Below are 24,472 nucleotides of genomic sequence, written 5' to 3'. Positions count from 1 at the left end.
GGTACAAGTTCGGAACAAAAAGGAGGAATTATGAATACAACGCCATTTCCGGCGCTCTCTGCGGAAACATTGCTGGCGGTGAATACCGTCGGACAGTGGCTGGCGCAAAATGATTTTTCCGGCGAACAACCTTATTCGTCGGATTGCGTCGTCCTGGCGGGCAATGCGGTGATCCCCACTATCGACGCGGCCTGTCGCATCGCCAAAGCGCAAGGCGTTCCTTTACTGATTAGCGGCGGTATAGGTCATTCGACGCCGTTTTTGTACGCCGTGATTGCCCGGCATCCGCGCTACCATACTATTCGCACAACCGGACGCGCTGAAGCCGCTATCCTCGCGGATATCGCGAACCAGTTCTGGCATATTCCGGCTGAGAAAATTTGGCTGGAAGATCGGTCGACTAATTGCGGCGAAAATGCCCGTTTCTCCTGCGCACTGATCCGTCAGGCGAAAGAAAACATTAACACGGCTATCGTTGTGCAAGACCCCACCATGCAGCGGCGCACTATCGCGGCATTCCGGCGCGTGACAAACGACGACACCGATGCGCCGCGCTGGCTGAGTTTTCCTGGTTTTGTTCCGGTACTGCGCCACCTTAATGACGGTACACGTTTTGCCAATGTTGAAGAGGGCATCTGGACGGTGGAGCGTTATCTGTCTCTGATTGCCGGCGAGCTGCCCCGTTTGCGTGACGATGAAACAGGGTATGGACCGCGTGGTAAAGATTTTATCATTCACGTTGATATCCCACGCGATATTGAAAACGCATGGCAGGTATTGCAGGCAGATACTACGCTGCGCAGTGCGTTAGGACAGAGAGCTTTACGCTAAAAATCGCCCGTTTGCGAGGGTGAACGGGCAAGTGCGACCACCATTTCATAAATTTGATGAATTATTTATAAAAGCTGGTTATGTTGTCGCTTTACGGTTTTCATTCAGGACGCGCTATGGGCAATAAGTATTCCGGCCTGCAAATTGGTATTCACTGGTTAGTCTTTTTTCTGGTTATTGTGGCTTACGCCGCGATGGAGCTACGCGGTTTTGCGCCGCGTAGTTATCGGCCCTGGTTTAATATGACGCATGTTTCATGTGGCATCACTATTTTGCTTTTAATGGTGGCGCGCTTGATTATTCGGCTGAAATATCCCACGCCGCCCATTGTTCCTCGTCCAAAACCGATGATGACCGGAATGGCGCATTTGGGACATCTGGTGATTTACCTGTTATTTATCGCGCTGCCTGTTATTGGTCTGGTCATGATGTATAACCGCGGCAATCCCTGGGTCGCATTTGGCATTACTATGCCGCATGCCGCCGAAGCTAATTTTGAACGCGTAGATATGCTGAAATCCTGGCACGTCACGCTGGCGAATCTGGGCTATTTTGTTATTGGACTTCATGCCATCGCTGCTTTGATGCATCACTATTTCTGGAAAGACAATACGCTGTTACGGATGATGCCGCGTAAGCGTGACTGACCGTCCCGCATGACGTTTGTCGCTGGTGGGGTTAACTGCTTTAGGCAAACAAGGCATCTATCGGAGGGGATGGCGTATTCCATACAGAAAACGCCTGCGTCGAACCAGGACCCGTGACGCAGGCGAAGGAGGACGGGTCTACATCGGAAGCGGGTATTATACTTATTTGTATGACAAATAAAATAAGCAATTACTATTCCGTAATCCAATGTTTAATCAACGGGTTAAACCCACATGATCGCGCTGCCGACCGCCCGGAAGTGCCTACACTTACAATGAACGTGGCATAGTGGCGGAAAATAGCGCAACGGCGCCATGTTGCTCCAAAGTCACCTTAGCGAAATGTTCGTCCAACACGCTGCGTAACGTATCGGCTGAATCATTGGTATTACTGAATATTCCTTTCTTGTTATAAACAGCCATTAATTTCTTACCAAAAGCATTGTGAGGAACCTCTTTGCCCAGAATCGTGGCACCAAAAAGTGTGCCGCCGGGTTTAAGCGCCATACCGGCATTTTTAATTGCCTTCGCTTTTGTTGTCATCTCACCAGGTAAGCAGTGCAGAAGATAGTACATCGAAACGGAATCGAAGCGCCCGTGCCAGTCCGCCGGGAACGTGTCGAAAACATCGTGTTGTAGTGTGGCGCGGATTTTCGTATTACCCACTCGGCTGGCGGCTATTTTCAGGCTATCCGGATTTAAATCCATCAGCGAAATGGCATGAGTCGCAGGTGCATGTTTCAGGTAATAACCTGTACCTACGCCAATATCCAGGTGAGTCTCGCCCATGTGATGCAGGAAGAAAGGAAGTAGTCGCGTATCAGTAGGACACTTCCAGGCATATTTGTTTGAGATATTGAGTACCCACCAGTCATATAAGCTAAGCGTGAATGGGTTATAGACTTTTGCGCCTGATTGTTGTGTATGCTTCATTGTTCTCTCACTAAATAATTTCGCGCTGGAATTAAAACAACGAAGCAATCGTTAGGCAAGCATTAATCAGGTGAGTGAGTAATTTAATACGATGAATAAAGGCGATATTATGAATTAAGCGGCTATCTTAAAGAATATAGAGGATAATAATAGCTGATAAATGAATTGGGCAGTCATATTATTATAAGCTGATAATTAATAATCGTTAATATAAATATATTAAGCCTTATGATAATAGCAATGCAATTAAAAGCATGAGAAACAATATTTATTCATACACATAAAGCGATTATTGCACATTAATTGATATTTTAAATGTTACGCTGAGATAGCCATCTTTATTTAATATCACCTACCTGGAGGCGATATGATTGAGGTTTTTGAAGCGTTTGGCTGGACCTTACTTTTAGGCGGTCTGGCAGTGGCAGTACTGTTTATCACTGCACTGGATAGAAAACGGTAATCATTGCATTTGACGCGCCTGTTGAGTTGGTATTACAAATAATTGTACCTGAAATCTACCACTTCTGAATTTTGCGATATTTTGCCATTCTGACGGCAAGGGGTAATCCTGACTAAAGTTACCGCCGCTTACCAACCAGACACGATGGTAACTTTTTGAAAGCGTTGTCAGAGTATCAATATATGTCTGATCGGCTTGCGCATAAAACAGTGAACCAAAGCCATAGGCATTCGGTCTTCCTGATGTTCCGTGTGCGTTAGGCGGTGTATAAAGAAACGTACGATAATCTCGCTTATTATAATACACATAACTTAAATAATCGAACATTTTACTGACTACCACGGCATCATTAGGCTGGTGACGAGTATTAATATAGTTTACCAGTGGTTTAAACTCGTCTATGTGCTCAGGGTTATTATGATATGAACCATAGCCGAATAATAAGGTGAATAAGATAAACCAGAAGCCACAAACCGCTTTTTTTGCGCGGGTAAGTAATACCGCGAGCAGGGGAGGAATGCTCAGCGATGAGAAGAAGAAATAACGATCGATAAATAACGGCATCCACCAGGAAATGATGAAGACCAGCATTACAGGGATGACCAGATTACAAAATAATATCAGCTGATATCTTTCATATTCTCCGTTGCATAAAGATATTCGCCCCACAGTACCGATAAAACCTCCCACAGCCAGCCACAGAATGAACGACGGAAAACCCTGTCCGTTGTTTCCGGTAAAGAAATGCCAGTACATTACAGGCAGATCACGCCATGTTACGGGGGGAATCCAACCGATATCATTACCGGCTCTCAACTGCGCCAGATGAGTCAGTAAATTAAACAATACGGGCAACCAGGGGAGATAAGCGACAGCAATCGCCAGGTTAGCAAACCACCAGCCAGGAAGTTTAAGGTAGCAGGCCGTTTTATGGCTTTGGCAGGATAATATTGTTACTGCGATCCAGTGGGCAATAAGAGCAAATAGGGTGAAATAATGGGTGTAAAAGCCGAACGTCATAAGTAAAGCATACGCGACAAGATAGCGATTATGGGTGGGTGTTTTTATCCACATCATCAATGCTAACGCGGCAGCGAGCGTTAGCATTCCCATTAACGCGTACATGCGCGTTTCTTGACTGTAATGGACTGCCATCGGCATCAAGGCGGCGAACCATCCCGCCAATAAGGCTGTACGTTCATTTGCCAGCCATCGCGTAAGCGCGATAACCAGCACAACTGTCAGGATCCCAAAGAGTAGACTGAGAGAGCGTACCGCTGCAATGCTATCACCCCATAATATGATCCAGTCATGCAGTAACAGATAATAAAGCGGGGGATGCACGTCAAAAGCGGCATGGAATAGCAGATTATCTACGCTATGTCGACTAATCAGCACGCTGGACGCTTCGTCACACCAAAGGTAGCGGTCAGTTAAAAACAGCAACCGTATAAGGACGGAGAATATGACAATGAGACAAACATGATATTTATACTTTATTTTTCTTAACCCATCGCCGGGCTGCCATATGGATAGTTGTGGTAGCGCCATAATATCCTCAATGGAGTAAGACTTAGACCAGAATGGACACCTAACGCAATAATGAAGGTTAAAATCTTAACCAACACTAAATAAAAATAACTTTGATAATGTCAGCGGTGAATTAATCAGAATAGTGCAGTACAACTCAGTAATCCTGACCGTAATGGCGAAGCAGTCTATGCTCTAAAAACCGGGTCAAACCGACAATAAAGGTAACGCCAATAAGGTACACTATGGCGGCAAAAAGGTAAGCATGGAAGAATTTAAAGCTGGTTGCAGCAACCTCCTGAATTCGCGCGAAAAACTCAGTATATTGGATAAGAAAAACGATGGTGCTGTCTTTAAGGTTATTAATCACCTGATTCGTTAAGGCTGGAATGGAAGACAGCAATACCTGAGGCAGTATAATCCACAAAAAGACTTGCCGTTTGTTCAACCCCTGAACGACTGCTGCCTCCGTTTCATACTTATTCAATGCGTTATAGGCCGTTGTCATGTACGCGGCATTATATGCGCCGACATTCAAGGTAAAACCTGTAACCGCCACGGTAAAAGAGGACAGGTGAATGCCAGATTGAGGTAAACCATAATAGATAACAAACAGAATAAGAATGAGTGGCGTACCGATAAAAAAATCCATGTACAGCCGAGTTATGGCTTTTACCACGGGGCGATGGCTCAGGCTCAGAAAGAAAATAATAATTCCCCACAAAAAACCGGTGATGGAAACAATCAGCGCAAGTTTACAGGTTTCTTTAATACCGTCCACAACAAGTGGCAGTTGTTCAGTCAGGTCATTAAAGAAAAGAGACCAGCCAGCGATCATCGTTGTGCCTCGCTAAAAAAACAGTGGATATCTGGATCCGTTTCTCGTAAGGCAAGATCGGTAAAAGCGCCTTCTGCACGAATCTTGCCATGATTAAGAAACGTTACGTTATCGCTTAGTAATCTGGCGAGGCGAATATCATGAGTGACGCATAATATAGTGACGCCATTGTCGTGAAGTTGCTTGATCAACATTCCGACTTCACGAGTCATGAGCGGATCAAGCGCAGACGTCGGCTCATCAAAAATAATGAGTTCTGGGTCGGTGACCATGGTACGGGCCAGGGCGACGCGCTGTTGCTGGCCGCCCGATAATTGCGAAGGGTATTTCGCGCTATGCGAGACCATATCAAGTTTTTGTAGCTCATGTAAGGCTTTCTCCCGGGCTAGTTGTCCCGGCATGCCAAACACTTTACATAGGGCAAGGGTAATATTATCCATGACGTTAAGATGGCGATACAAAGCGTAATTCTGGAAGACACAACCAACTTTTTTTCTGAACTCAAGAATAGTAAATTCCTTGTCATAAATATTTCTCCCGTGAAAATAAATATCACCATAATCAGGCTCTTCTAATCGAAGCAGACAGCGTAAAAGCGTCGTTTTTCCACAACCCGATGGCCCCATGACTACTTTCATGTCTCCCGAATGAATTTTCAGACTAACCGTATCAAGAACCTTTTTTCCTGAATATTCCTTACTTATCTCTTTTAGTTTCAGTAAAGCCATGAGTATCACCTCTATTTTTATGCTTCAACTGATGTGATATTTTTTCTCAAACACTCCGGCCAGAAGAGTAAAAACTTTATAAATAATGAAATATAATACCCCGGCAAGAGTATAAATCTGTAACCCGTTCAGCGTGATGGCTGTCAGTGACATTGCCTGCTTCGTTATTTCAGCGATGCCTACAGTATAAGCAAAGGGCGTCGCTTTTAATACAGAAGAAAACTCATTGATAATACCGGGCACAGAAAATCGCAACATCTGTGGCAGTTCAATATTTATTATAACCTGTAATTGACGCATTCCTGCTACTTTCGCTACCGTAATTTCGTATGGCTCAACTAATTTAAGCGCCCCTCTGAACACCTCGGCAAGATAGCTCCCACTGATTAAGCCGACGCTGAGGTTCATGGCCACCAGAGGTGAAACATATATGCCAATCGATGGCAATCCAAAATAAACAAGAAAAACAGCAATAAGTATTGGAATTCCCCGAAGAATAAAGACCAGTACGTCGAGTATCTTCTGTAGTGGAAGAGGGGATAGTCGCCGTAATACGGCGACTGTAAGCCCGAACAAAAACGCTGAGAGAAAACAGGTAAAGGTTACAAGCAGCGTATTACCAATCCCTTCCAATAGGAAATAAAAGATAGCCAGCATATTACCTGATGACATAGCTTACTATTTCATCCAGTTATCGACGATGCCAGATATTTTTTGTGGCCCTTGCTCTTTAAGCCATAAGTTAAAATCATCGCGCACGGGAGAGCCTTTCTTAAAGGCAATGCCAAGCTGATCAACATTCTTGAAAACATAACGACTTTCTATCGGCATCTTTTTCTTATTTTTGAAGGTAAAATAAACCGGCTCTTCTATAAAAGCCAGATCAAGATTACCATTTTTTAGATCAGTCATCGTCTCATTATAGGTTGGATACAATTTTACTTTACTTAACGAGTAGTATCCTTTGGGCTCCAGATCGTTTTTGATAAGGTCGGAGTAAGCCATTCCTCGAGGGTATCCAATAGAATATTGATTTAATTCATTGAGGTTATTGAGCGTTATTTTATGATTGGCCATACTGACCAGATAAAAAGAGTTGATGTAATAAGGTTCAGAAAAATCAATAACTTTCTTACGTTTATCTGTGATTGAAATTCCCGAAAATGCTACATCTGCCTGACCACTCGCCACTGCGCCAAGCATTCCATCCCAGGCATATTCGGTGATGTTTAGCTTACAATGCCGTGACTGACAGTAAGACGAAAAAAGCTCCAGATCTATCCCCTGCAATTTGCCATCAGCACTTTTAAATAACATAGGGGGAGAGGCCGGTGATACTGCGACATTGAGTGTTCTCCCTTCAACGATGCTATCAGCAAAAGCTGAAGACGACATTATTCCCAACACTATCATCGATAAGCCAATTTTTTTGGATAACATGTTATCTATTTCCTGTGGTAAGGTAATGCGTATTATAAATTAAGCATTAGGGCGTGAACCTGACATTTGCAGGCGTAAAGTACTTAACGTTATGTATTCCATCGCTGTTAACTAATTTAATCAGGAGGTTTGACAGGAATCATCAAAGGGAATGAGTTGAATATACCATGAGATATCAACTGGATATGAGTGCAGCGACACCATGAAAGGTGAAAATGTAAAGATACCATAGACATTAGTATACTGGACATAGTTTATGCTCCATTTACGCATACATATTTACATGATAAGCAGATAAATGCTTCAGTGACGGTGCCTTTCATGTCTCTAATTATCATCTTACCACTCTGTCCAGGGCCAATATAAAGACTTATCTTTTCTTGTCAAATACATTTTTTGAGCTAAGTTGATTTGCGTGCTATCTATATTTGCAAGCATATAAATTATTTGTCTCATGAACAAAAGACAACAAATCAGGATTTCTGACGATGTTGTTATGTTTATCAAAACGTTAACTTGTTTTAATCGATGATAATCTTAATTCAGAAATATCTGAATATATACGGTTGTTGAGATAAAATTCTCAAATTAACATCGTACATCTTATGTAATAAATATAAATACGATTAATAAATCCAAAACTGAGACTGCCAACCGGATAACAAACAGCAATAAAGAGGGTTCTTCATTAAGTTATCCTGGCAACGGTTAAGGTGGTAACATTTTCGGTGGCTTTACCCATTTTAATCGTGTTCACAGCCGTTAATTACCTTATGATTACCATGGTAATTAAAAATGAATCCTTAATGACTCGTTGGCTGAGTGAAAAAAATTCTACATCACATAGGCGCATGTATCGCGTATAATGGGCTCCGATGCCCCTAATTATTGCTATGACATAATGATATGTATCTTAACCGCTTTTGTTATTTACTCCTGATCTCCGCTGCGGTCGGAAGCATTTTTACATCGCATCCCGTCGCGATGTGGTTCCTGCTCGCCAATGTGCTAACGCTGGCGATCTACGGTATAGACAAAACGGCGGCACGTAAAACCTGGCGCAGAGTGCCGGAATCCACTTTGTTGGTGTTTGGGGCTGTCGGTGGGTGGCCTGGGGCGATTGTTGGTCAACAACTCTTCCGTCATAAAACGCAAAAGCAGCCATTCAAAACATACTTTATCGTCAGTGTGATAGTGAGTATTGTAGTTACGGTGGCGATCTATCGACTCTATCCATTTTTGTCTTACTGAACATAGAGTATGGATCACTTATTGACCAACCGGCAGCAAAGACAATCTCATATTTTCATGCCACCGGCACTATGATATTGAGCGGTGTTTTGCTCAAGGCGTACCGCAGTCGATGGAACATTATTCAGTGGAATAATGATGAGCTATAAAACTTTCTAACATTATGGCAAAACAATGATGGACTTCCTGGGTTGGATGGACAAAGTCATTGAAGACGTATTGCGGACATATATCCAGCTGAGGGTCTTTAGCCCCTAGAACATGTACATAGCCGTGGTGAGTATAAGGGTTTTCCGTATCATAACCAATATTACTGGCCACCTCCATTATTATCTTAAATACATCGGCAGTCTCGAAATAGCATATTTTGTGCTGGGGGTATTTTTCTTTTAATTCTTCAACATTAGCTTTTAACAGGGCATTGTGAGCGATGCTTTCATCCTTAAGTTTTCTTTTTTCATCAGATTGTTTGCCATAGGGCGTTAAAGACAAATCGGGAATCCCCATGACTAAAACATTATTAACTCCACCGGAAATTATTTTTTCAATATCATCAATTTGTTGCTCAACGACCATCATTACATTATCTTTGTGTAGTGTCATATAGTCATTAGCCCCCAATAAAAATATCGCCAGGTCCTGGTGAGAAGGGGTGTAAGATGCGACTTGTCTGTCCGTATTTGATACAAAGTCACCGAGGCAATTAAAGCAGGAATAGCTTGCCGATGTACTTCCCCCTTCAGCAAAATTAAGCATCTCTTTACCTAAGAAGTGTGGAGATGATAAAAACTCAGTCCAGGTAAATCCATTAGTAAACCTTCCGCCAAAATATTGACCATAGGAGGGTAAGATATGATGTGTTTTTTCAAACATACGCCCCATGGAGTCAGATAAACTGTCGCCAAAAAATACCAGTCTGGTAATATCACCTAAAGAAATATTTTTTGGCTTGGGATGTAATTTATTGATTTCTTTGGCAAGACCAAAAGGTTCCGGATGACATTCAACCTCAATAGATAAAATATTTTCATCATTATCATCTTTAATAATCAACTTATCGGCGTGTGCCTGTGATTCTATAATAAACTGTTCTTTACATCCCTGAGACGCTAAGGCTCGAAGTTTGATGTAGGCTCCGCGAACTTGTACCGGCGTTAGATTCAGTTCCTGATAGTGGTAAAGTTTAAAGATACATTCGAGCGCCTCTGCATGGTAAGTGGTGAAGAAATATGCTTTGATTTTCTCCCATAAACTTAATTCCGGAGGGCGTGCGCTTTCTTTTATCACATTAAATCTTTCAGCACTGATAGATGATGTGAAATAACCCTGTCCAACACTCAATGGCATAGTGTCCTCCTTACTAATTAATCACGCTTTAGCAAAACATTAATTAACAAATATTAGCAAGAAAAGTAATCAGGTAAATGGTGTATATAGAATTGCGCTTCTTTAACAGTTTGTCGCCGCCCATAAAATACATGCAATATTTATTATTTTTCAACGAAGTAAATATATCATCAACAACGTGAGGTTAATGCCGGGTACATATTATCTGACTGCTATCATTATTGACTGTGCGTCTGGTTAAGGCAAACCTCTAAAAAAAGTAGCCACTCCTGATTTTAGTGTGCTGGCGTGGGTATGAGCTGGCTTGATACTCAGGAAAATTAGGTAAACTTATCATCCAGCTATTATTTCCAAGGGGGGGTTATATAACGTGTTGATTTCTATTTTCATATTAAATATTTCTTAAGTGAGTTAACTATAATGAGTGATGATTCAATTATTAAAAACTCTTCAATGCTTTTGGCCTATTTAGGTGGTCTGGGATGGGGGAGCGCCTATTTTTATGGCTGGGGCGTCTCCGCGTACTATGGTTTCCCGTGGTGGTATGTAGGCGTCGGCCCTGACAACATTGCCCGAAGTCTATTCCATGCGATTAGCCTGATGGCTATATTCATAATAGCGTGGGGAGTGGGTATTCTATTATTTTTTTTAGTAAAGCAAAAAGCACGTATCCACGACCTTAGCTTCTTACGCCTTTTTTTGGCAGCGGTTTTGTTCTTTATTCCAATTGTTATCGAGTTTTCTCTCTTAACAGAATCGTTTTTGTGGGAGCTTTTTTTTATCATTTTACTGGTGGCTTTATGCTTATCGGTGGGGATGCGTTTTTATAGTAAATTGATGCCAGTGATTTGTTTTACGCAACTCAGTTGGGTGCGAAGGCATTGTTTCACTATAGTTATGCTTGGTTTTATTATATATTTTTTTATATTTTCTTTTTTTGTTGGAATCTATAAGCCACAATTAAAGAAAGAATACGAAATGATATTGTATGATGGAGGCTGGTACTACGTCCTGGCCAGATATCATGATAGTTTTATTTTGTCGAAATCCTTTACTAAAAATAACAATAGATTTATTATTTTTAGACCAGAAGATGGACACTCTTATGAAATTACCCTGGTAAAAGTCAGACTTTAATAAAATACTGGTTGGCAAGAGCGTGAAATGACGCCAGAGCTTCCCATAGCAGAGATTAGAGAAAGAACTGAGCGCCCATATCTGTAGGCTGTGGAATAGCAATGCCGGGAAGGGCATGGCATGACACTTTATCTGACATTACCATTTGAGTGACAGGTTAGCAGATGTTTCAGGCCAAACCCAAGTTGAACTGGAGCGCTCAGAAGCCGATTACCTACATAACAAATATTGGCCGCAAGCTTATGCTGTGGGCGAAATATACGACCGCTATTAGCCAGACTGGCTGTTAACTTATTTACCTTCCCATAGTAACCTATAAAAAAACTTTCAAATAACGCTCATTTGATTTTTTGTCCACATTGATTAAGCCTGGAAAGACACAGGGTTGAGATATTTTCGCTACCCGACGGCGGTGTATCGAAGTTGTGATGTTACGTTCTTACAAGACTGACATCTGTATACCATAACTTTTATTCATTACCACCTGGTGAGTAAATAAAAACTATTGAGTAAATATTTACTTCTGGGTAATGGGACTGGATTCACACGGCATTACCTCGGTGCCCCAGTCGGGCAGAACATTGCAGCTTAGAAAGGAAGCTTTGGCGTTTATTGTCTGTGGCCAGAAAAAGTTCCCGTGAGCTGAATATGCTGAATGTGAGCTGATTCTTGATGATCTATGCCGGAAAGCTATAAGCTATTGATTTTTATATTGTGTGTAATTTTACAATTACATAAACATAAAATTCTGATAGTATACCCCCCTATAGTATATGGAGGTCGAATGCCGCATTCACCTGAAGATAAAAAACGTATCCTTACCCGTGTTCGTCGCATACGCGGGCAGGTTGAAGCGCTGGAGCGGGCGCTTGAGTCTGGCGAACCTTGTCTGGCGATTCTGCAACAGATTGCCGCCGTGCGCGGCGCGTCTAATGGCCTGATGAGTGAAATGGTTGAAATCCATCTGAAAGATGAGCTGGTCAGCGGGGAGACCACGCCAGATCAGCGCGCGGTTCGGATGGCGGAAATCGGCCATCTTCTTCGCGCTTATCTAAAATAACAATTTCCCTCACCGTAACAGGAAGAGATATATGAAATCACGTGCAGCAGTTGCTTTTGGTCCCGGTCAGCCGCTAAAAATTGTCGAGATTGACGTTGCCCCGCCGAAAAAAGGCGAAGTTCTGGTCAAAATCACCCATACCGGCGTTTGTCATACCGATGCATTTACTCTTTCCGGCGATGATCCGGAAGGCGTATTCCCGGCAGTCCTGGGGCACGAAGGCGGCGGCGTGGTAGTCGAGGTCGGCGAGGGGGTAACCAGCCTGAAACCCGGCGACCATGTTATTCCACTGTATACGGCGGAATGCGGCGAGTGTAAGTTCTGTAAGTCCGGTAAAACTAACCTTTGTCAGGCCGTACGCGCCACTCAGGGAAAAGGGCTGATGCCGGATGGCACTACCCGCTTTTCTTATAACGGCGAACCCGTTTATCACTATATGGGAACCAGCACGTTCAGCGAATATACTGTTTGCGCGGAAATTTCTCTGGCGAAAGTGAACCCGCAGGCGCCGCTGGATAAAGTGTGTCTGTTGGGCTGCGGCGTGACGACGGGTATTGGCGCCGTCCATAACACCGCTAAAGTGAAAGCGGGCGACACCGTTGCCGTTTTTGGTTTAGGCGGTATTGGGCTGGCGGTTATTCAGGGCGCGGTTCAGGCTAAAGCCGGGCGTATTTTAGCTGTCGACACGAATCCGGAAAAATTTACGCTGGCGGGCGAAATGGGGGCCACGGACTTTATTAATCCGAATGATTACGACAAACCGATCCAGGACGTTATTGTTGAGCTTACTGATGGCGGCGTAGATTTCAGTTTTGAATGTATCGGCAACGTTAACGTGATGCGAGCAGCGCTGGAATGTTGTCATAAAGGCTGGGGCGAAAGCATTATTATTGGCGTAGCGGGAGCAGGGCAGGAAATCAAAACCCGTCCCTTCCAGCTAGTGACCGGTCGCGTCTGGCGTGGCTCCGCCTTTGGCGGCGTGAAAGGGCGCACGCAGCTGCCAGGGATGGTAGAAGATGCGATGAACGGTAAAATCCGTTTAGATCCTTTTATTACTCACCGCCTGCCGCTGGAGCAGATTAACGATGCCTTTGAACTGATGCATCAGGGTAAATCCATCCGTACTGTTATCCACTTTGGCGATAACTGATTCATCCGCCAGCGGATTTTCCGCTGGCGCTTTTCTGAATTTTCTGGAATGAATGTTGTGAAAATGTGACGAAGGCGATGCTTTTCGCGGTAAGCAAACGTCACGAAGTGCCGATGACTATCTAACGGGCGTGTTTTACGCATAAAACTTACAAGAGAGTCGACGGTCATGGGCAACACATTCTCGATGCAAGCCTCGCATAAACTGGGCTTCCTGCATCATATTCGGCTGGTTCCGCTGTTTTCCTCCATTCTCGGTGGCATCCTTCTTCTTTTTGCTTTGAGCGCCGGGCTGGCAGGCTATTTTCTGTTACAGGCCGATCGCGATCAGCGTGATGTCACGGACGAGATTCAGGTACGGATGGGATTATCCAACAGCGCTAACCACTTACGTACCGCACGTATCAATATGATCCACGCTGGCGCGGCGAGCCGGATTGCTGAAATGGGTGAAATGAAAGCCAATATTGCCGCTGCGGAAACGCGGATCAAGCAGTCTCAGGACGGCTTTAACGCTTATATGTCCAGAGCGGTGAAAACACCCGCCGATGACGCATTGGATAACGAGTTAAACGCCCGCTACACCGCCTATATCAACGGCCTGCAACCGATGCTGAAATTTGCCAAAAATGGCATGTTCGAAGCGATCATTAATCATGAAAACGAGCAGGCAAAACAACTGGATGCCGCATATAACCATGTCCTGTTGAAAGCGATTGAACTGCGCACCGAGCGGGCGAGACTACTTAGCGAGCAGGCTTACCAACGTACCCGGCTCGGTATGATGTTTATGATTGGCGCATTTACGCTGGCGCTGGTATTGACGTTAATGACCTTCATGGCGCTGCGTCGCACGGTGATACGACCCTTGCAGCAGTCTGCGTCACGTATCGAACGCATTGCGGCGGGCGATCTGACCATGGCTGACGAGCCCACAGGACGCAGTGAAATTGGTCGCTTGAGTCATCATCTTCAGCAGATGCAGCATGCGTTGCAACAAACGGTAGGGGCGGTGCGTCAGGGGGCGGAGGAAATTTATCGAGGCACCAGCGAAATTACTGCTGGTAATACGGATTTATCTTCTCGTACTGAACAGCAGGCTGCCGCCATTGAACAAACTGCGGCCAGTATGGAACAGTTGACGGCAACCGTTAAACAGAATGCGGATAATGCGCATCACGCCAGCAAACTAGCGGAAGATGCTTCCGGTAAAGCCAGTCGCGGAGGCCAGATGGTTTCCGGGGTCGTACAAACGATGGGGAATATTTCCACCAGCTCGAAAAAAATCTCGGAAATTACCGCCGTCATTAACAGTATCGCTTTCCAGACCAACATCCTGGCGCTAAACGCGGCGGTCGAGGCGGCACGCGCCGGGGAACAAGGACGCGGTTTTGCGGTGGTCGCCAGTGAGGTTCGTACCCTCGCCAGTCGCAGCGCGCAGGCGGCAAAAGAGATTGAAGGCTTGATCGGCGCATCGGTCAGCCTGATTGAACAAGGATCTGAAGAGGTTATCGCTGCGGGGAGCACCATGAATGAGATTGTGGATGCCGTCAAACGCGTCACCGATATTATGCTCGACATCGCGGCAGCCTCTGATGAGCAAAGTCGCGGTATTGTTCAGGTCAGTCAGGCGATTTCTGAGATGGACAAGGTTACGCAACAAAACGCGTCGCTGGTCGAAGAGGCGTCCGCGGCGGCGGCTTCGCTTGAAGAACAGGCCGCCCGCTTGACGCAAGCCGTTGATGCGTTTCATTTACAGGATACTGGCGCGACGATGCGATCATCCTTCCTTTAGTAAGCGTCGCGCCAGCGGGCAATTTTAGCCGCGGGCGCGTTTATTCTCCGACAGCCGCTATCACAGCGGCATCGATTTACGGATCGCCGCAATCAGCATTTGCGCCCCGGTTGAGAGCGGGATATCAACTCGCGTAAGAATACCTATCGGTTCGCCTGCGCTCTGGGTCGGCACGGGTAATGAGACCAGCGTCGCCTGGCGAAGATCTTCTTTAACCGCGCCAGAGGGGACGAACCAGACGTAATCGTAATCTACGGTCAGTTGTCGTGATAACGATGCGGATAGCGTTTCGATACATCCGGCAGGCATTTTACACCCCTGGCTTTGCAACAGGGCTTCCGCATTCTGGCGCGGTACCGTGCCTTTTGGCGAGACGACTACCGGCCACTCCATAACCCGACTGAGCGTGATCGTCTCCTGTAACAGGGGATGACCGGGGCGTACCACTAATTTAAGCGATTCTAAAAACAGCAGTTCGTAATTTAAACCGCCCATTAATTCCGGGTCTGACATGCGGCCAATACCCAGATCGATCTCGCCTGATTTCAGACCTGCAAGCAACATCGTATTGTTCATGGTCGCGACCTGTAACGAGGTCGATTTTTGCTGTTGATGGAACCGCCCAATAGCCGCCGGGAGTATACCCAGCGCAGCGGTGGGGAGCGCGCCAACACGCACCACATCGGCGCTGGCGTCCTCTTTGCGATTCAGCGCCTGCCCGGCGGTATTCAATGCATCTAATACTTTTACCGCATGAGTCAAAAATTGTTCGCCAGGAACCGTTAATTGCGCGCCCAGTCGCCCGCGTTCGAACAGACGGGTTCCGGTGAGTTGTTCCAGTTCGTTCAGCGTTTTAGAAAGCGCTGGCTGGCTCAGGTTAAGGGTTTCAGCCGCGCGCCCCAGAGTTCCCTGTTGCGCAACGGCGACAAATGTATGAAGGTGGCGCAACCGAATGCGCTGACTAAACAGACCATTTTTTTCCATAAGCGATGTTAAAAACAGAGCCGTGCGGGTGACAAGTAAAGTTGTTTGTTTTTGATAACCTGATAGCAAAATATTATTAACATTTTACCATTTCAAGTTACAACTGTTTTATTTTACTGATGATTCAACTGCCGTTAAGCGTGTTAAGCCGCGATCTGGTCGGGGATATGCCAGCTCATGTCAATCCGTTCTGCATAATGAATTCAGACCGGATCACACTTTATAAATTCTTCTCCCCGGAATGGATGAGGTTTTCTACACTCCAGGTAACATTCACTGGAGGCATGACATTATGGCGAACACCATCACGGCAGATGAGATTCGGGAACACTTTTCGCAGGCAATGTCGGCAATGTACCAGCAGGAAGTTCCGCAGTACGGTACGTTACTGGAACTTGTGGCTGACGTGAATCTGGCGGTGCTGGAAAATAATCCCAAACTGCATGAGCAGTTGGCTAATGCCGATGAACTGGCGCGATTGAACGTGGAACGACATGGCGCCATTCGTGTTGGCACCGCAGAAGAACTTTCTACCTTGCGTCGGATATTCGCCATCATGGGGATGTACCCAGTAAGTTATTACGATCTCTCTCAGGCGGGCGTGCCTGTGCACTCCACGGCATTTCGTCCCATTGACGAGGCTTCGCTCTCGCGTAATCCCTTTCGCATGTTCACTTCGCTATTACGCCTGGAGCTCATTGAAAACGCGGCATTACGCCAGCGGGCGGCGGAAATCTTATCGCAGCGGGATATTTTTACATCGCGCTGCCGACAATTGCTGGATGAGTACGACGAGCAGGGCGGTTTTAGTGCTGCTCAGGCCGAAGAGTTCGTCCGTGAAACGCTGGAGACTTTTCGCTGGCATAGTCAGGCTACCGTTGATGAAGAAACGTACCGCAGCCTGCATCGTGAGCATCGTTTAATTGCCGACGTGGTCTGTTTCCCGGGATGTCACATTAACCATCTGACGCCGCGTACTCTGGATATCGACCGGGTACAGGCCATGATGCCGGAGTGCGGCATTACGCCTAAAATTCTTATCGAAGGTCCGCCTCGCCGCGAAGTGCCTATTCTGTTGCGGCAAACCAGTTTCAAAGCCCTGGAAGAGCAGGTGCTCTTCGTTGATGAAAAGCAGGGTACGCACACGGCGCGCTTCGGCGAAATTGAGCAACGTGGCGTCGCGCTGACGCCAAAAGGTCGTCGATTATATGACGAACTGTTGCACAAGGCGGGAACGGGTAAGGATAACTTCACGCATCAACTCCATTTGCGGGAGGTCTTTAACGCCTTTCCGGATAGCGAATTTCTGCTTCGCCAGCAGGGGCTTGCCTGGTTCCGCTATCGCTTAACGCCTTCCGGCGAGGCGCATCGTCAGGCGATCCATCCTGGCGACGATCCGCAGCCGCTTATTGAGCGCGGTTGGGTGATCGCGCAGCCGATTACCTATGAAGATTTTCTTCCGGTCAGCGCAGCCGGCATTTTTCAGTCGAATTTGGGAAATGAAACGCTGGCCAGAAGCCACGGCAATGCCAGCCGCGACGCCTTTGAACAGGCGCTGGGATGTGCTGTACGGGATGAATTTTCGTTATATCAGGAAGCGGAAGAACGCAGTAAACGCCGTTGCGGTCTGCTTTAAAAGCGGTAAGCTTCACAGGCTGTGAGAATACTGTAAAAGGAAGGCGTTATGTTGAATCCCTCCATCCCGCTGGTGGCGACGCGTCACGGTAAAATCGTGGGCGTCGTACAGGAAGAAATCCATATCTGGCGCGGTATACCTTATGCCGCGCCGCCAACAGGGGAGCTACGCTGGCGTGCGCCGCAGCCTGTTACGCCCTGGCAGGATGTGCGCCAGGCGGATTGTTTCTCCTGCGCCAGTTGGCAGGATATTACCTGGTGTCGTGAACTCGGCGGCGGTGATCCGGGAAATTTTTCCGAAGACTGTCTCTATCTGAACGTCTGGGCTCCCGCCGTGCGTCATGAACCGTTGCCGGTCATGGTCTGGCTACACGGCGGCGGTTACACCATTGGCGCGGGGAGTTTGCCGCCCTATGACGGTCAAGCGCTGGCGAAGCGCGGCGCGATCGTGGTGACGGTCAATTATCGGCTTGGCCATCTGGGCTTTTTCGCGCATCCGGCGCTGGAAGGCGAAGAGGCGGAGTGTATTCATAATTTTGCTTTACTCGATCAAATCGCTGCGCTGCGCTGGGTGCAGGACAATATTGCCGCGTTTGGCGGCGATACGCAGAATGTGACGTTATTTGGCGAATCCGCCGGCGCCCGCAGCGTGCTGTCGTTGATGGCTTCGCCGTTGGCGAAGGGGCTTTTTCATAAAGCGATTATTCAGAGTGGTTATACGCTGCCGGATACGCCCCGCGAGGTGGCGCTAAAAAAAGGCGTTGCGCTGGCGGAACATCTTGGTTTAGCCCATGCCACTGCCGAACAGCTACGCGCTTTACCGGCAGAGACGTTTTGGCCGCTGGACGCGCCTTTTAAAATTGCGCCGACGCCGATTTCCGGCGACGTCGTGCTGCCGCATCCAATGCTGGAAACCTTCTTTGCGGCGAAACAGCATCCAATACCGGTGATGATCGGCTCGAATAGCGATGAAGCCAGCGTATTGGCCGTTTTTGGCGTCGATATTGCCGGTCAAATTCAAAAAATGCGCCGTGAGCGGCGTGTTGGCCTGGGGTTAATCCGGCTGCTTTATCCTGGAGTGAAAGGCGACGAAGCGCTAGGGCGGCAGGTCTGTCGGGATATGGTATTTACCACGTTGGGTTATGTCGTCATGCAAGCGCAGCAGCGGATCGGCGAACCGTGCTGGCGTTACTGGTTTGATTATGTCGCCGAGGCGGAGCATAACACCTACGCGAATGGCGCCTGTCATGGCAATGAAATACCGTATGTATTCGATACGTTAACGCGGGCTGAGCCCACATGCCATTATGTGAATGAGAATGACCTGGCCTTTGCCTCGCAGGTGGCGGATTACTGGGTGAATTTCGCTCGTCATGCCAGCCGCACGCGCGACGTGCTGCACGGCCCGGTTCGCTGGCCCGCCAGCATTCGGGGGCGAGATCGTCTGTTGCGGATTGGGCTGAACAAACTTGCCGGTTTTAAAGTGGAAAACCGCTTTATGCGTGCGCGTCTGGCGCTGTTTAAACGAGTCATGAAACATCACGTTAGTCTGGAATAAACTTTTCATAACCTGAAGAATGCTGCGTGAGGTTTACATCCGATTAGGTCGGTTCTTATCGACATAAAATATTTACGCTTTTGCACAGTTTCCAGGCGACCAACAATTGGATTATTAATGAATTTTGTCTAGAGTGAGCGGTCAGAAACGGGCACATTCTTGCTGCTGAAAAAACCAGCGCGGGACCATTCACAAGACCAGAAGGACTCATTTTCAGGTATGAATCGTAGACGATTTATTAAAGGTTCAATGGCAATGGCCGCCGTGTGCGGTTCCAGCGGTATTGCTTCACTCTTTTCTCAGGCGGCGTTTGCCGCGGAATCCGATATTGCGGATGGTAAAATTGTCCGTTTTGATTTTGCTGGTCTGCAATCAATGGCCCAGGCGTTAGCGAAAAAGCCCTGGGGCGGCGCGCCGGGACCCTTGCCGGATACGCTCGCCAATCTGACGCCGCAGGCCTATAACAGCATTCAGTATGACGCGGCGCATTCACTCTGGAACAGCGTTGCCAACCGGCAGCTCGATATTCAGTTTTTCCACGTAGGGATGGGTTTTCGTCGACGCGTACGCATGTTTTCCGTTGATACGACGACGCATCTTGCTCGCGAGATCCATTTTCGCCCGGAACTGTTTAAATACAACGATGCCGGCGTCGACACGACGCAACTGGAAGGGCAGAGCGATCTCGGTTTCGCCGGTTTCCGTGTCTTTAAAGCGCCGGAACTGGCGCGGCGCGATGTTGTCTCCTTCCTGGGCGCCAGTTATTTCCGGGCGGTAGATGATACTTATCAGTATGGCCTGTCGGCTCGCGGGCTGGCGATAGATACCTATACTGACGGTCAGGAAGAGTTCCCTGACTTCACCGCCTTCTGGTTTGACACCGCGAAGCCGGGCGATACTACGTTTACCGTTTACGCTCTGTTGGACAGCGCTAGCGTGACGGGCGCGTATAAATTTGTGATCCATTGCGAAAAAACGCAGGTGATCATGGATGTAGAAAACCATCTCTACGCCCGTAAAGATATAAAGCAACTTGGCATTGCGCCGATGACCAGTATGTTTAGCTGTGGGAATAATGAACGTCGGGTATGCGACACCATTCACCCGCAAATTCACGACTCCGATCGGCTGGCGATGTGGCGGGGTAACGGCGAGTGGATTTGCCGCCCGCTGAATAATCCGCAGAAATTGCAGTTCAATGCATATATGGACGATAACCCAAAAGGGTTCGGCCTGCTGCAACTCGATCGCGATTTCTCGCATTATCAGGATGTGATGGGCTGGTACAACAAACGTCCGAGCCTGTGGGTGGAGCCGCGCAGTAAGTGGGGGAAAGGCGCGGTTAGCCTGATGGAGATCCCAACCACTGGTGAAACTCTGGATAATGTGGTCTGTTTCTGGCAGCCGGAAAAAGCGATCAAAGCCGGGGATACGCTGGCGTTCAATTATCGTTTGTACTGGAGCGCGCAGCCGCCGGTACAATCCCCGCTTGCGCGGGTCATGGCGACCCGTACAGGGATGGGCGGCTTTCCCGAAGGTTGGGCGCCGGGCGAGCATTACCCGGATAAATGGGCGCGCCGTTTTGCTATTGATTTTGTCGGCGGCGATCTGAAAGCGGCCGCGCCAAAAGGCATTGAGCCGGTAATTACGCTCTCCAGCGGTGAGGCGAAGCAGATTGAGATCCTCTACGTAGAGCCTTTCGACGGTTATCGTATCCAGTTTGACTGGTATCCGACCTCGGATTCTACGGCACCGGTGGATATGCGTATGTTCCTGCGCTGCCAGGGGGAGGCTATCAGCGAAACCTGGCTGTATCAGTATTTCCCGCCCGCGCCGGATAAGCGCCGTTATGTTGACGATCGTATCATGCGTTAGTCAGTTTGCCTTCTGTACCGCCACAAAGGCGGTACAGTTTGCGGAAATTGCCCTGGCATAAACTCATTCGTGAGCTGCTGTTTTTGTGACACGGCCTTTTCATCGTTCTATTTTTGCAACAGTCCTTCCTGTTTATCCCTCTCGATCCTGCGGACAGGGAACATTAAGATAACTTCACCTTATTTAAGATATAAAGTGAATATAATGAAAAAGAATTTTCTTGGTGCTGTCCTGTCTCTGGGTTTATTAAGTGCTGCTCATGCAGATGTATATAAATTTGATAATACGCATACCAATGCGGTATTTAATATCGATCATTTCCAGACCTCAACCAATCATGGCGGGTTTTATGCTATTAGCGGCGAACTGAAATATCAGCCGGAAAAGCAAGTCGCAGAGATGCGCGTGACGATTCCCGTGAGCGCCTTAAATACTGGGGTGGATGCGTTTGATAACCATATTCGCAGTAGCGATATTCTGGATGCGGAAAAATATCCAGAAATAGTATTTAAATCGACAAAATGGCATTTTGAAGATAATAAACCAGTTTCTATTGACGGTTTGTTAACAATGAAGGGAATAACTAAGCCCGTCACCTTAACCACCACCAAGTTTGGCTGTTATATGAGCCCGATATTCAAGGCGCAGGTTTGCGGTGGTGATTTTGTCACGCAAATAGATCGCACCCAGTGGGGGATAGATTATCTGGTCGATATGGGGATGACGAAAGTTGTCGATATAAAAATCCAGGCAGAAGCGGTTAAGCAATAAAAGGAATAATGATGAAAACTCATCACCTCATTCGGGTAGTAGCCTCGCTGGCGATGTTGGCAACGTCAGGCCTGGCTTATGCAGAAGAGTACAAAGCCAGCACGGACGAAAAAGCAATAAAAATGACGAACGTAGCCTCTCTGGAAGCGCGCGTTCAAGCCAGAATGGAGAAAGGGGCATTTGGTTATATTCGCGGTGGAGCCGAAGATGAGAATAACCTTCGCAGCAACACCGAAAGCTTTGACAAAAAATATATTATGCCGCGCGTATTACAGGGCATTGAGTTAAAAGAGATCGATTTATCAACGCAGCTACTGGGTATTCCGCTTAAAACGCCTATAATCCAGGCACCGATGGCAGCACAGGGCCTGGCCCACGCCTCCGGAGAGTTGGCAACGGCGAAAGGCATGGCGCAGGTCGGTTCGATTTTCTCGTTGAGCACTTATGGCAACAAGACCATCGAAGAGGTGGCTAACGTTTCCGGGAAAAATCCGTTCTTCTTCCAGCTTTATATGAGTAAGAATAATCAATTTAACGAATTTATTCTTGCACAAGCGGTAAAGCATGGCGCTAAAGCGATTATTCTGACCGTAGATTCGCCTGTCGGTGGTTATCGGGAAGAAGATATTAAAAATAACTTCCAGTTCCCGTTGGGCTTTGCAAACCTGGAAATGTTCGCCAGAAAAAATGACGATGGTTCAAAAACCGGCAAAGGGGCAGGGATAAGTGAAATTTACGCGCAGGCTAAACAAGCCTTTACGCCGGAGGGTATTGCCTATGTACATCGTATTTCCGGTCTGCCGGTTATCGTAAAAGGCATTCAGTCGCCGGAGGATGCTGAAATTGCTATCCAGGCCGGGGCCGCAGGGATATGGGTTTCTAACCATGGTGGCCGTCAATTAGACAGCGGGCCGTCCTCATTCGATATGCTTCCTGCGATTGCAAAAGTCGTCAACAAGCGAGTGCCTGTTATTTTTGACAGTGGAGTACGCCGTGGTTCGCACGTATTCAAAGCGTTAGCCAGCGGGGCGGATATTGTGGCGGTTGGCCGGCCTGTATTATACGGTCTTAATCTTGGCGGCGCTCAGGGTGTGGCATCAGTGATTGAACAGCTAAACAAAGAGCTGACAATTAACATGATGTTGGGTGGCGCCAGAAATATTGAACAAGTGAAAACGACACGCTTGTTAACTGAAAAAGATCTGCCCCAGTAATATAAAGGTCGGGTACTATACCCGACCTTTTCCTGTATGATTTCCCTCAACAACGCTTCCGGTAGAAAATGACGCGCTCTGTTTCCTCAAATCCTAACGCCTGGTGAACTTTCTGGGAAATTGTATTTTCCGGCGAGGTATCAGAGGCCATTTCCCGACACCCTTTATTCGTTCCCCATCGTTGCACCGCTGCAATCAATTGTTTCGCTACGCCGCGTTGACGGAATGAGGGGAGAACAAAAATACCTTCAAGGAAAACCACGGGCGAATTGTCACAGCCATTGACATAATCGTGGCGGATTGAGGCATCCGCAAAGCCAATCGCCACCCCGTCTGCCATCGCAATAAATGATGCCAGATGATCGGTTTGCAGAATTTCTTCGCCGTCCGCCAGATGGGCGTCATCCGGGTGACCAGGCCAGAGCTGTTTTCGCAATCCGCGCCAGTGCTCCAGATTGGTTTTGTTCATTTGCCTGATGTCCATTAACGCGCTCCTGATGAGGGGTCTGACATGATGAGACGGCATCCCGCTTGCTGATAACGTCGGGCGATAGCAGACGGGAGCGCACTGTCGCTAAGAATGGTAGTAATACAGGACAGCGTCGCCACCGCATGGGGTTCTACAGTATCAAACTTTGAGTGATCGGCCATCAATATGACCTCGCGTGAGCGCTGAATAATGCGCGTTTTAACGCCCACTTCAAACATGGTAGCGTTGGTGATACCCGTTTCTATCGACAGCGCATCGCAGGAGATAAAGGCGCGTTCAACGGCAAAGGCGTTAATCATCTCCAGCGCCAGACTCTCGCCCACCGAAAAGTAGCCGGGGCGGATCAGTCCGCCGATAATGTAGCTCTCTACGTGTGGGAAGCCACCCAGTTCATTAGCGATTTTGATGTCATTGCAAATGACTTTTACTTTGGCGTCAACCAGACATTTTGCCAGTTCCAGACAGGTGGAGCCGGAGTCGAGAAAAAAGCAGTCTCCATCCTTGATGAACGTGCGGGCGAGGGCGGCGATTTCGCGTTTCGCCTCACTTTGTAACGTTCGCTTAACGTCGAAAACATATTCTTTATCTTCCGTACTGTCGTCGAAGTCAATACAACCATGGCCGCGAACCATACCGGGATAACGGCTGGCAATATAGTGAAAATCCCGGCGCACGGTTGCCTCTGCATAGCCAAAAAGCTCAATAGCTTGTTGTGTTGAGAGGTGCCTGTGTTGCCAAAGGTAATGCAACATCTGTTTGATACGGTCGGGGCGCTGTTGGCTCATCAGCATATGAC

Annotated in this window: 22 protein-coding genes and 1 pseudogene; 12 read left to right on the top strand and 11 right to left on the bottom strand. The window is 47.3% G+C overall.

Translation table 11 applies throughout. The features are described 5' to 3' along the window. The first annotated feature begins 30 nt into the window (after window positions 1–30). Window positions 31–831: a YdcF family protein gene (locus tag ABVN44_RS12620; protein ID WP_023231530.1), complete on the top strand. Its 801-nt coding sequence runs from the start codon at window positions 31–33 to the stop codon at window positions 829–831. Between the two features lie 116 nt (window positions 832–947). Continuing rightward, window positions 948–1,478, top strand: a complete 531-nt coding sequence (gene cybB, locus ABVN44_RS12615) for a cytochrome b561 (protein ID WP_000527277.1) — start codon at window positions 948–950, stop codon at window positions 1,476–1,478. 270 nt (window positions 1,479–1,748) lie between these two features. Here the strand turns inward: cybB and ABVN44_RS12610 are convergent, their stop codons facing one another. From ABVN44_RS12610 to ABVN44_RS12585, 6 genes are all read right to left on the bottom strand, one after another. Next, entirely contained in the window at window positions 1,749–2,411 is a 663-nt protein-coding gene (locus ABVN44_RS12610) for a class I SAM-dependent methyltransferase (RefSeq protein ID WP_000683309.1), read from the bottom strand. 463 nt (window positions 2,412–2,874) lie between these two features. Next, complete coding sequence (locus tag ABVN44_RS12605) at window positions 2,875–4,425, bottom strand: glycosyltransferase family 39 protein (RefSeq protein ID WP_023231529.1); 1,551 nt, start codon at window positions 4,423–4,425, stop codon at window positions 2,875–2,877. 136 nt (window positions 4,426–4,561) lie between these two features. Further along, on the bottom strand, window positions 4,562–5,242 hold the full coding sequence (locus ABVN44_RS12600; protein ID WP_000560165.1) for an amino acid ABC transporter permease: 681 nt from the start codon (window positions 5,240–5,242) through the stop codon (window positions 4,562–4,564). Beyond that, window positions 5,239–5,970 carry an amino acid ABC transporter ATP-binding protein gene (locus ABVN44_RS12595; protein WP_023231528.1) on the bottom strand — a complete coding sequence of 244 codons (732 nt, stop codon included), beginning with the start codon at window positions 5,968–5,970 and terminating at the stop codon, window positions 5,239–5,241. Before ABVN44_RS12595 ends, ABVN44_RS12600 begins: the two co-directional genes overlap by 4 nt. A 24-nt stretch (window positions 5,971–5,994) precedes the next feature. After that, on the bottom strand, window positions 5,995–6,642 hold the full coding sequence (locus tag ABVN44_RS12590; protein ID WP_129339457.1) for an amino acid ABC transporter permease: 648 nt from the start codon (window positions 6,640–6,642) through the stop codon (window positions 5,995–5,997). Window positions 6,643–6,648: 6 nt separating this feature from the next. Further along, a complete protein-coding gene (locus ABVN44_RS12585) occupies window positions 6,649–7,410 on the bottom strand; it encodes a transporter substrate-binding domain-containing protein (RefSeq protein WP_000949382.1) in 762 nt (253 codons plus the stop codon). Between the two features lie 906 nt (window positions 7,411–8,316). On the opposite strand from ABVN44_RS12585, the gene ABVN44_RS12580 reads away from it, so the two are divergent. Beyond that, window positions 8,317–8,661 carry a DUF1294 domain-containing protein gene (locus tag ABVN44_RS12580; protein ID WP_000281189.1) on the top strand — a complete coding sequence of 115 codons (345 nt, stop codon included), beginning with the start codon at window positions 8,317–8,319 and terminating at the stop codon, window positions 8,659–8,661. Between the two features lie 120 nt (window positions 8,662–8,781). Here the strand turns inward: ABVN44_RS12580 and sseJ are convergent, their stop codons facing one another. Beyond that, window positions 8,782–10,008, bottom strand: coding sequence for an SPI-2 type III secretion system effector SseJ (sseJ, locus tag ABVN44_RS12575; protein WP_023231527.1), 1,227 nt, complete (start codon window positions 10,006–10,008; stop codon window positions 8,782–8,784). Window positions 10,009–10,428: 420 nt separating this feature from the next. Here sseJ and ABVN44_RS12570 point away from each other — a divergent pair, with 420 nt between their 5' ends. Then, entirely contained in the window at window positions 10,429–11,145 is a 717-nt protein-coding gene (locus ABVN44_RS12570) for a hypothetical protein (RefSeq protein WP_001588428.1), read from the top strand. A gap of 128 nt (window positions 11,146–11,273) precedes the next feature. Here the strand turns inward: ABVN44_RS12570 and steB are convergent. Further along, window positions 11,274–11,462, bottom strand: a pseudogene (gene steB, locus ABVN44_RS12565) (type III secretion system effector SteB); the annotation flags it as partial. A 467-nt stretch (window positions 11,463–11,929) separates the two neighbouring features. On the opposite strand from steB, the gene ABVN44_RS12560 reads away from it, so the two are divergent. From ABVN44_RS12560 to ABVN44_RS12550, 3 genes are all read left to right on the top strand, one after another. Next, on the top strand, window positions 11,930–12,205 hold the full coding sequence (locus ABVN44_RS12560) for a metal/formaldehyde-sensitive transcriptional repressor (protein WP_001120770.1): 276 nt from the start codon (window positions 11,930–11,932) through the stop codon (window positions 12,203–12,205). 31 nt (window positions 12,206–12,236) lie between these two features. Next, complete coding sequence (locus ABVN44_RS12555; protein ID WP_000842141.1) at window positions 12,237–13,355, top strand: S-(hydroxymethyl)glutathione dehydrogenase/class III alcohol dehydrogenase; 1,119 nt, start codon at window positions 12,237–12,239, stop codon at window positions 13,353–13,355. Window positions 13,356–13,523: 168 nt separating this feature from the next. Next, complete coding sequence (locus ABVN44_RS12550; protein WP_023231525.1) at window positions 13,524–15,149, top strand: methyl-accepting chemotaxis protein; 1,626 nt, start codon at window positions 13,524–13,526, stop codon at window positions 15,147–15,149. A gap of 60 nt (window positions 15,150–15,209) precedes the next feature. Here the strand turns inward: ABVN44_RS12550 and ABVN44_RS12545 are convergent, their stop codons facing one another. Then, on the bottom strand, window positions 15,210–16,133 hold the full coding sequence (locus ABVN44_RS12545) for a LysR substrate-binding domain-containing protein (protein WP_000414259.1): 924 nt from the start codon (window positions 16,131–16,133) through the stop codon (window positions 15,210–15,212). Window positions 16,134–16,425: 292 nt separating this feature from the next. Here ABVN44_RS12545 and ABVN44_RS12540 point away from each other — a divergent pair, with 292 nt between their 5' ends. From ABVN44_RS12540 to ABVN44_RS12520, 5 genes are all read left to right on the top strand, one after another. Then, a complete protein-coding gene (locus ABVN44_RS12540; protein ID WP_023231524.1) occupies window positions 16,426–17,769 on the top strand; it encodes a VOC family protein in 1,344 nt (447 codons plus the stop codon). Window positions 17,770–17,817: 48 nt separating this feature from the next. Beyond that, window positions 17,818–19,326, top strand: coding sequence for a carboxylesterase/lipase family protein (locus ABVN44_RS12535; protein WP_000933978.1), 1,509 nt, complete (start codon window positions 17,818–17,820; stop codon window positions 19,324–19,326). A gap of 219 nt (window positions 19,327–19,545) precedes the next feature. After that, window positions 19,546–21,201, top strand: a complete 1,656-nt coding sequence (locus ABVN44_RS12530; RefSeq protein WP_023231523.1) for a glucan biosynthesis protein D — start codon at window positions 19,546–19,548, stop codon at window positions 21,199–21,201. Window positions 21,202–21,396: 195 nt separating this feature from the next. Beyond that, window positions 21,397–21,972 (top strand): YceI family protein, encoded by a 576-nt coding sequence (locus tag ABVN44_RS12525; RefSeq protein WP_023231522.1) that lies wholly within the window; start codon window positions 21,397–21,399, stop codon window positions 21,970–21,972. Between the two features lie 11 nt (window positions 21,973–21,983). Further along, complete coding sequence (locus ABVN44_RS12520) at window positions 21,984–23,186, top strand: lactate oxidase (RefSeq protein WP_023231521.1); 1,203 nt, start codon at window positions 21,984–21,986, stop codon at window positions 23,184–23,186. Window positions 23,187–23,232: 46 nt separating this feature from the next. Here ABVN44_RS12520 and aac(6') read toward each other — a convergent pair whose 3' ends face one another. Together aac(6') and ABVN44_RS12510 are read right to left on the bottom strand one after the other, a co-directional pair. Beyond that, entirely contained in the window at window positions 23,233–23,670 is a 438-nt protein-coding gene (aac(6'), locus tag ABVN44_RS12515) for a cryptic aminoglycoside N-acetyltransferase AAC(6')-Iy/Iaa (protein WP_048348829.1), read from the bottom strand. Next, window positions 23,670–24,461 carry a DeoR/GlpR family DNA-binding transcription regulator gene (locus ABVN44_RS12510; RefSeq protein ID WP_001670738.1) on the bottom strand — a complete coding sequence of 264 codons (792 nt, stop codon included), beginning with the start codon at window positions 24,459–24,461 and terminating at the stop codon, window positions 23,670–23,672. Before ABVN44_RS12510 ends, aac(6') begins: the two co-directional genes overlap by 1 nt. Between the last annotated feature and the right edge of the window lie 11 nt (window positions 24,462–24,472).

It is taken from the genome of Salmonella sp. SJTUF15570 (genome assembly GCF_043357055.1).
Classification (GTDB): domain Bacteria; phylum Pseudomonadota; class Gammaproteobacteria; order Enterobacterales; family Enterobacteriaceae; genus Salmonella; species Salmonella enterica.
The sequence above is the reverse complement of the archived record's forward strand: the minus strand, read 5'-3'. Positions and strand labels throughout refer to the sequence as shown.

What these genes read in the sequence shown, in the direction of transcription:
- ABVN44_RS12620 (WP_023231530.1), top strand. Translation starts at nt 31, where the DNA reads ATGAATACAACGCCATTTCCGGCGCTCTCTGCGGAAACATTGCTGGCG.
- cybB (WP_000527277.1), top strand. Translation starts at nt 948, where the DNA reads ATGGGCAATAAGTATTCCGGCCTGCAAATTGGTATTCACTGGTTAGTC.
- ABVN44_RS12610 (WP_000683309.1), bottom strand. Translation starts at nt 2,411, where the DNA reads ATGAAGCATACACAACAATCAGGCGCAAAAGTCTATAACCCATTCACG.
- ABVN44_RS12605 (WP_023231529.1), bottom strand. Translation starts at nt 4,425, where the DNA reads ATGGCGCTACCACAACTATCCATATGGCAGCCCGGCGATGGGTTAAGA.
- ABVN44_RS12600 (WP_000560165.1), bottom strand. Translation starts at nt 5,242, where the DNA reads ATGATCGCTGGCTGGTCTCTTTTCTTTAATGACCTGACTGAACAACTG.
- ABVN44_RS12595 (WP_023231528.1), bottom strand. Translation starts at nt 5,970, where the DNA reads ATGGCTTTACTGAAACTAAAAGAGATAAGTAAGGAATATTCAGGAAAA.
- ABVN44_RS12590 (WP_129339457.1), bottom strand. Translation starts at nt 6,642, where the DNA reads ATGTCATCAGGTAATATGCTGGCTATCTTTTATTTCCTATTGGAAGGG.
- ABVN44_RS12585 (WP_000949382.1), bottom strand. Translation starts at nt 7,410, where the DNA reads ATGTTATCCAAAAAAATTGGCTTATCGATGATAGTGTTGGGAATAATG.
- ABVN44_RS12580 (WP_000281189.1), top strand. Translation starts at nt 8,317, where the DNA reads ATGTATCTTAACCGCTTTTGTTATTTACTCCTGATCTCCGCTGCGGTC.
- sseJ (WP_023231527.1), bottom strand. Translation starts at nt 10,008, where the DNA reads ATGCCATTGAGTGTTGGACAGGGTTATTTCACATCATCTATCAGTGCT.
- ABVN44_RS12570 (WP_001588428.1), top strand. Translation starts at nt 10,429, where the DNA reads ATGAGTGATGATTCAATTATTAAAAACTCTTCAATGCTTTTGGCCTAT.
- ABVN44_RS12560 (WP_001120770.1), top strand. Translation starts at nt 11,930, where the DNA reads ATGCCGCATTCACCTGAAGATAAAAAACGTATCCTTACCCGTGTTCGT.
- ABVN44_RS12555 (WP_000842141.1), top strand. Translation starts at nt 12,237, where the DNA reads ATGAAATCACGTGCAGCAGTTGCTTTTGGTCCCGGTCAGCCGCTAAAA.
- ABVN44_RS12550 (WP_023231525.1), top strand. Translation starts at nt 13,524, where the DNA reads ATGGGCAACACATTCTCGATGCAAGCCTCGCATAAACTGGGCTTCCTG.
- ABVN44_RS12545 (WP_000414259.1), bottom strand. Translation starts at nt 16,133, where the DNA reads ATGGAAAAAAATGGTCTGTTTAGTCAGCGCATTCGGTTGCGCCACCTT.
- ABVN44_RS12540 (WP_023231524.1), top strand. Translation starts at nt 16,426, where the DNA reads ATGGCGAACACCATCACGGCAGATGAGATTCGGGAACACTTTTCGCAG.
- ABVN44_RS12535 (WP_000933978.1), top strand. Translation starts at nt 17,818, where the DNA reads ATGTTGAATCCCTCCATCCCGCTGGTGGCGACGCGTCACGGTAAAATC.
- ABVN44_RS12530 (WP_023231523.1), top strand. Translation starts at nt 19,546, where the DNA reads ATGAATCGTAGACGATTTATTAAAGGTTCAATGGCAATGGCCGCCGTG.
- ABVN44_RS12520 (WP_023231521.1), top strand. Translation starts at nt 21,984, where the DNA reads ATGAAAACTCATCACCTCATTCGGGTAGTAGCCTCGCTGGCGATGTTG.
- ABVN44_RS12510 (WP_001670738.1), bottom strand. Translation starts at nt 24,461, where the DNA reads ATGAGCCAACAGCGCCCCGACCGTATCAAACAGATGTTGCATTACCTT.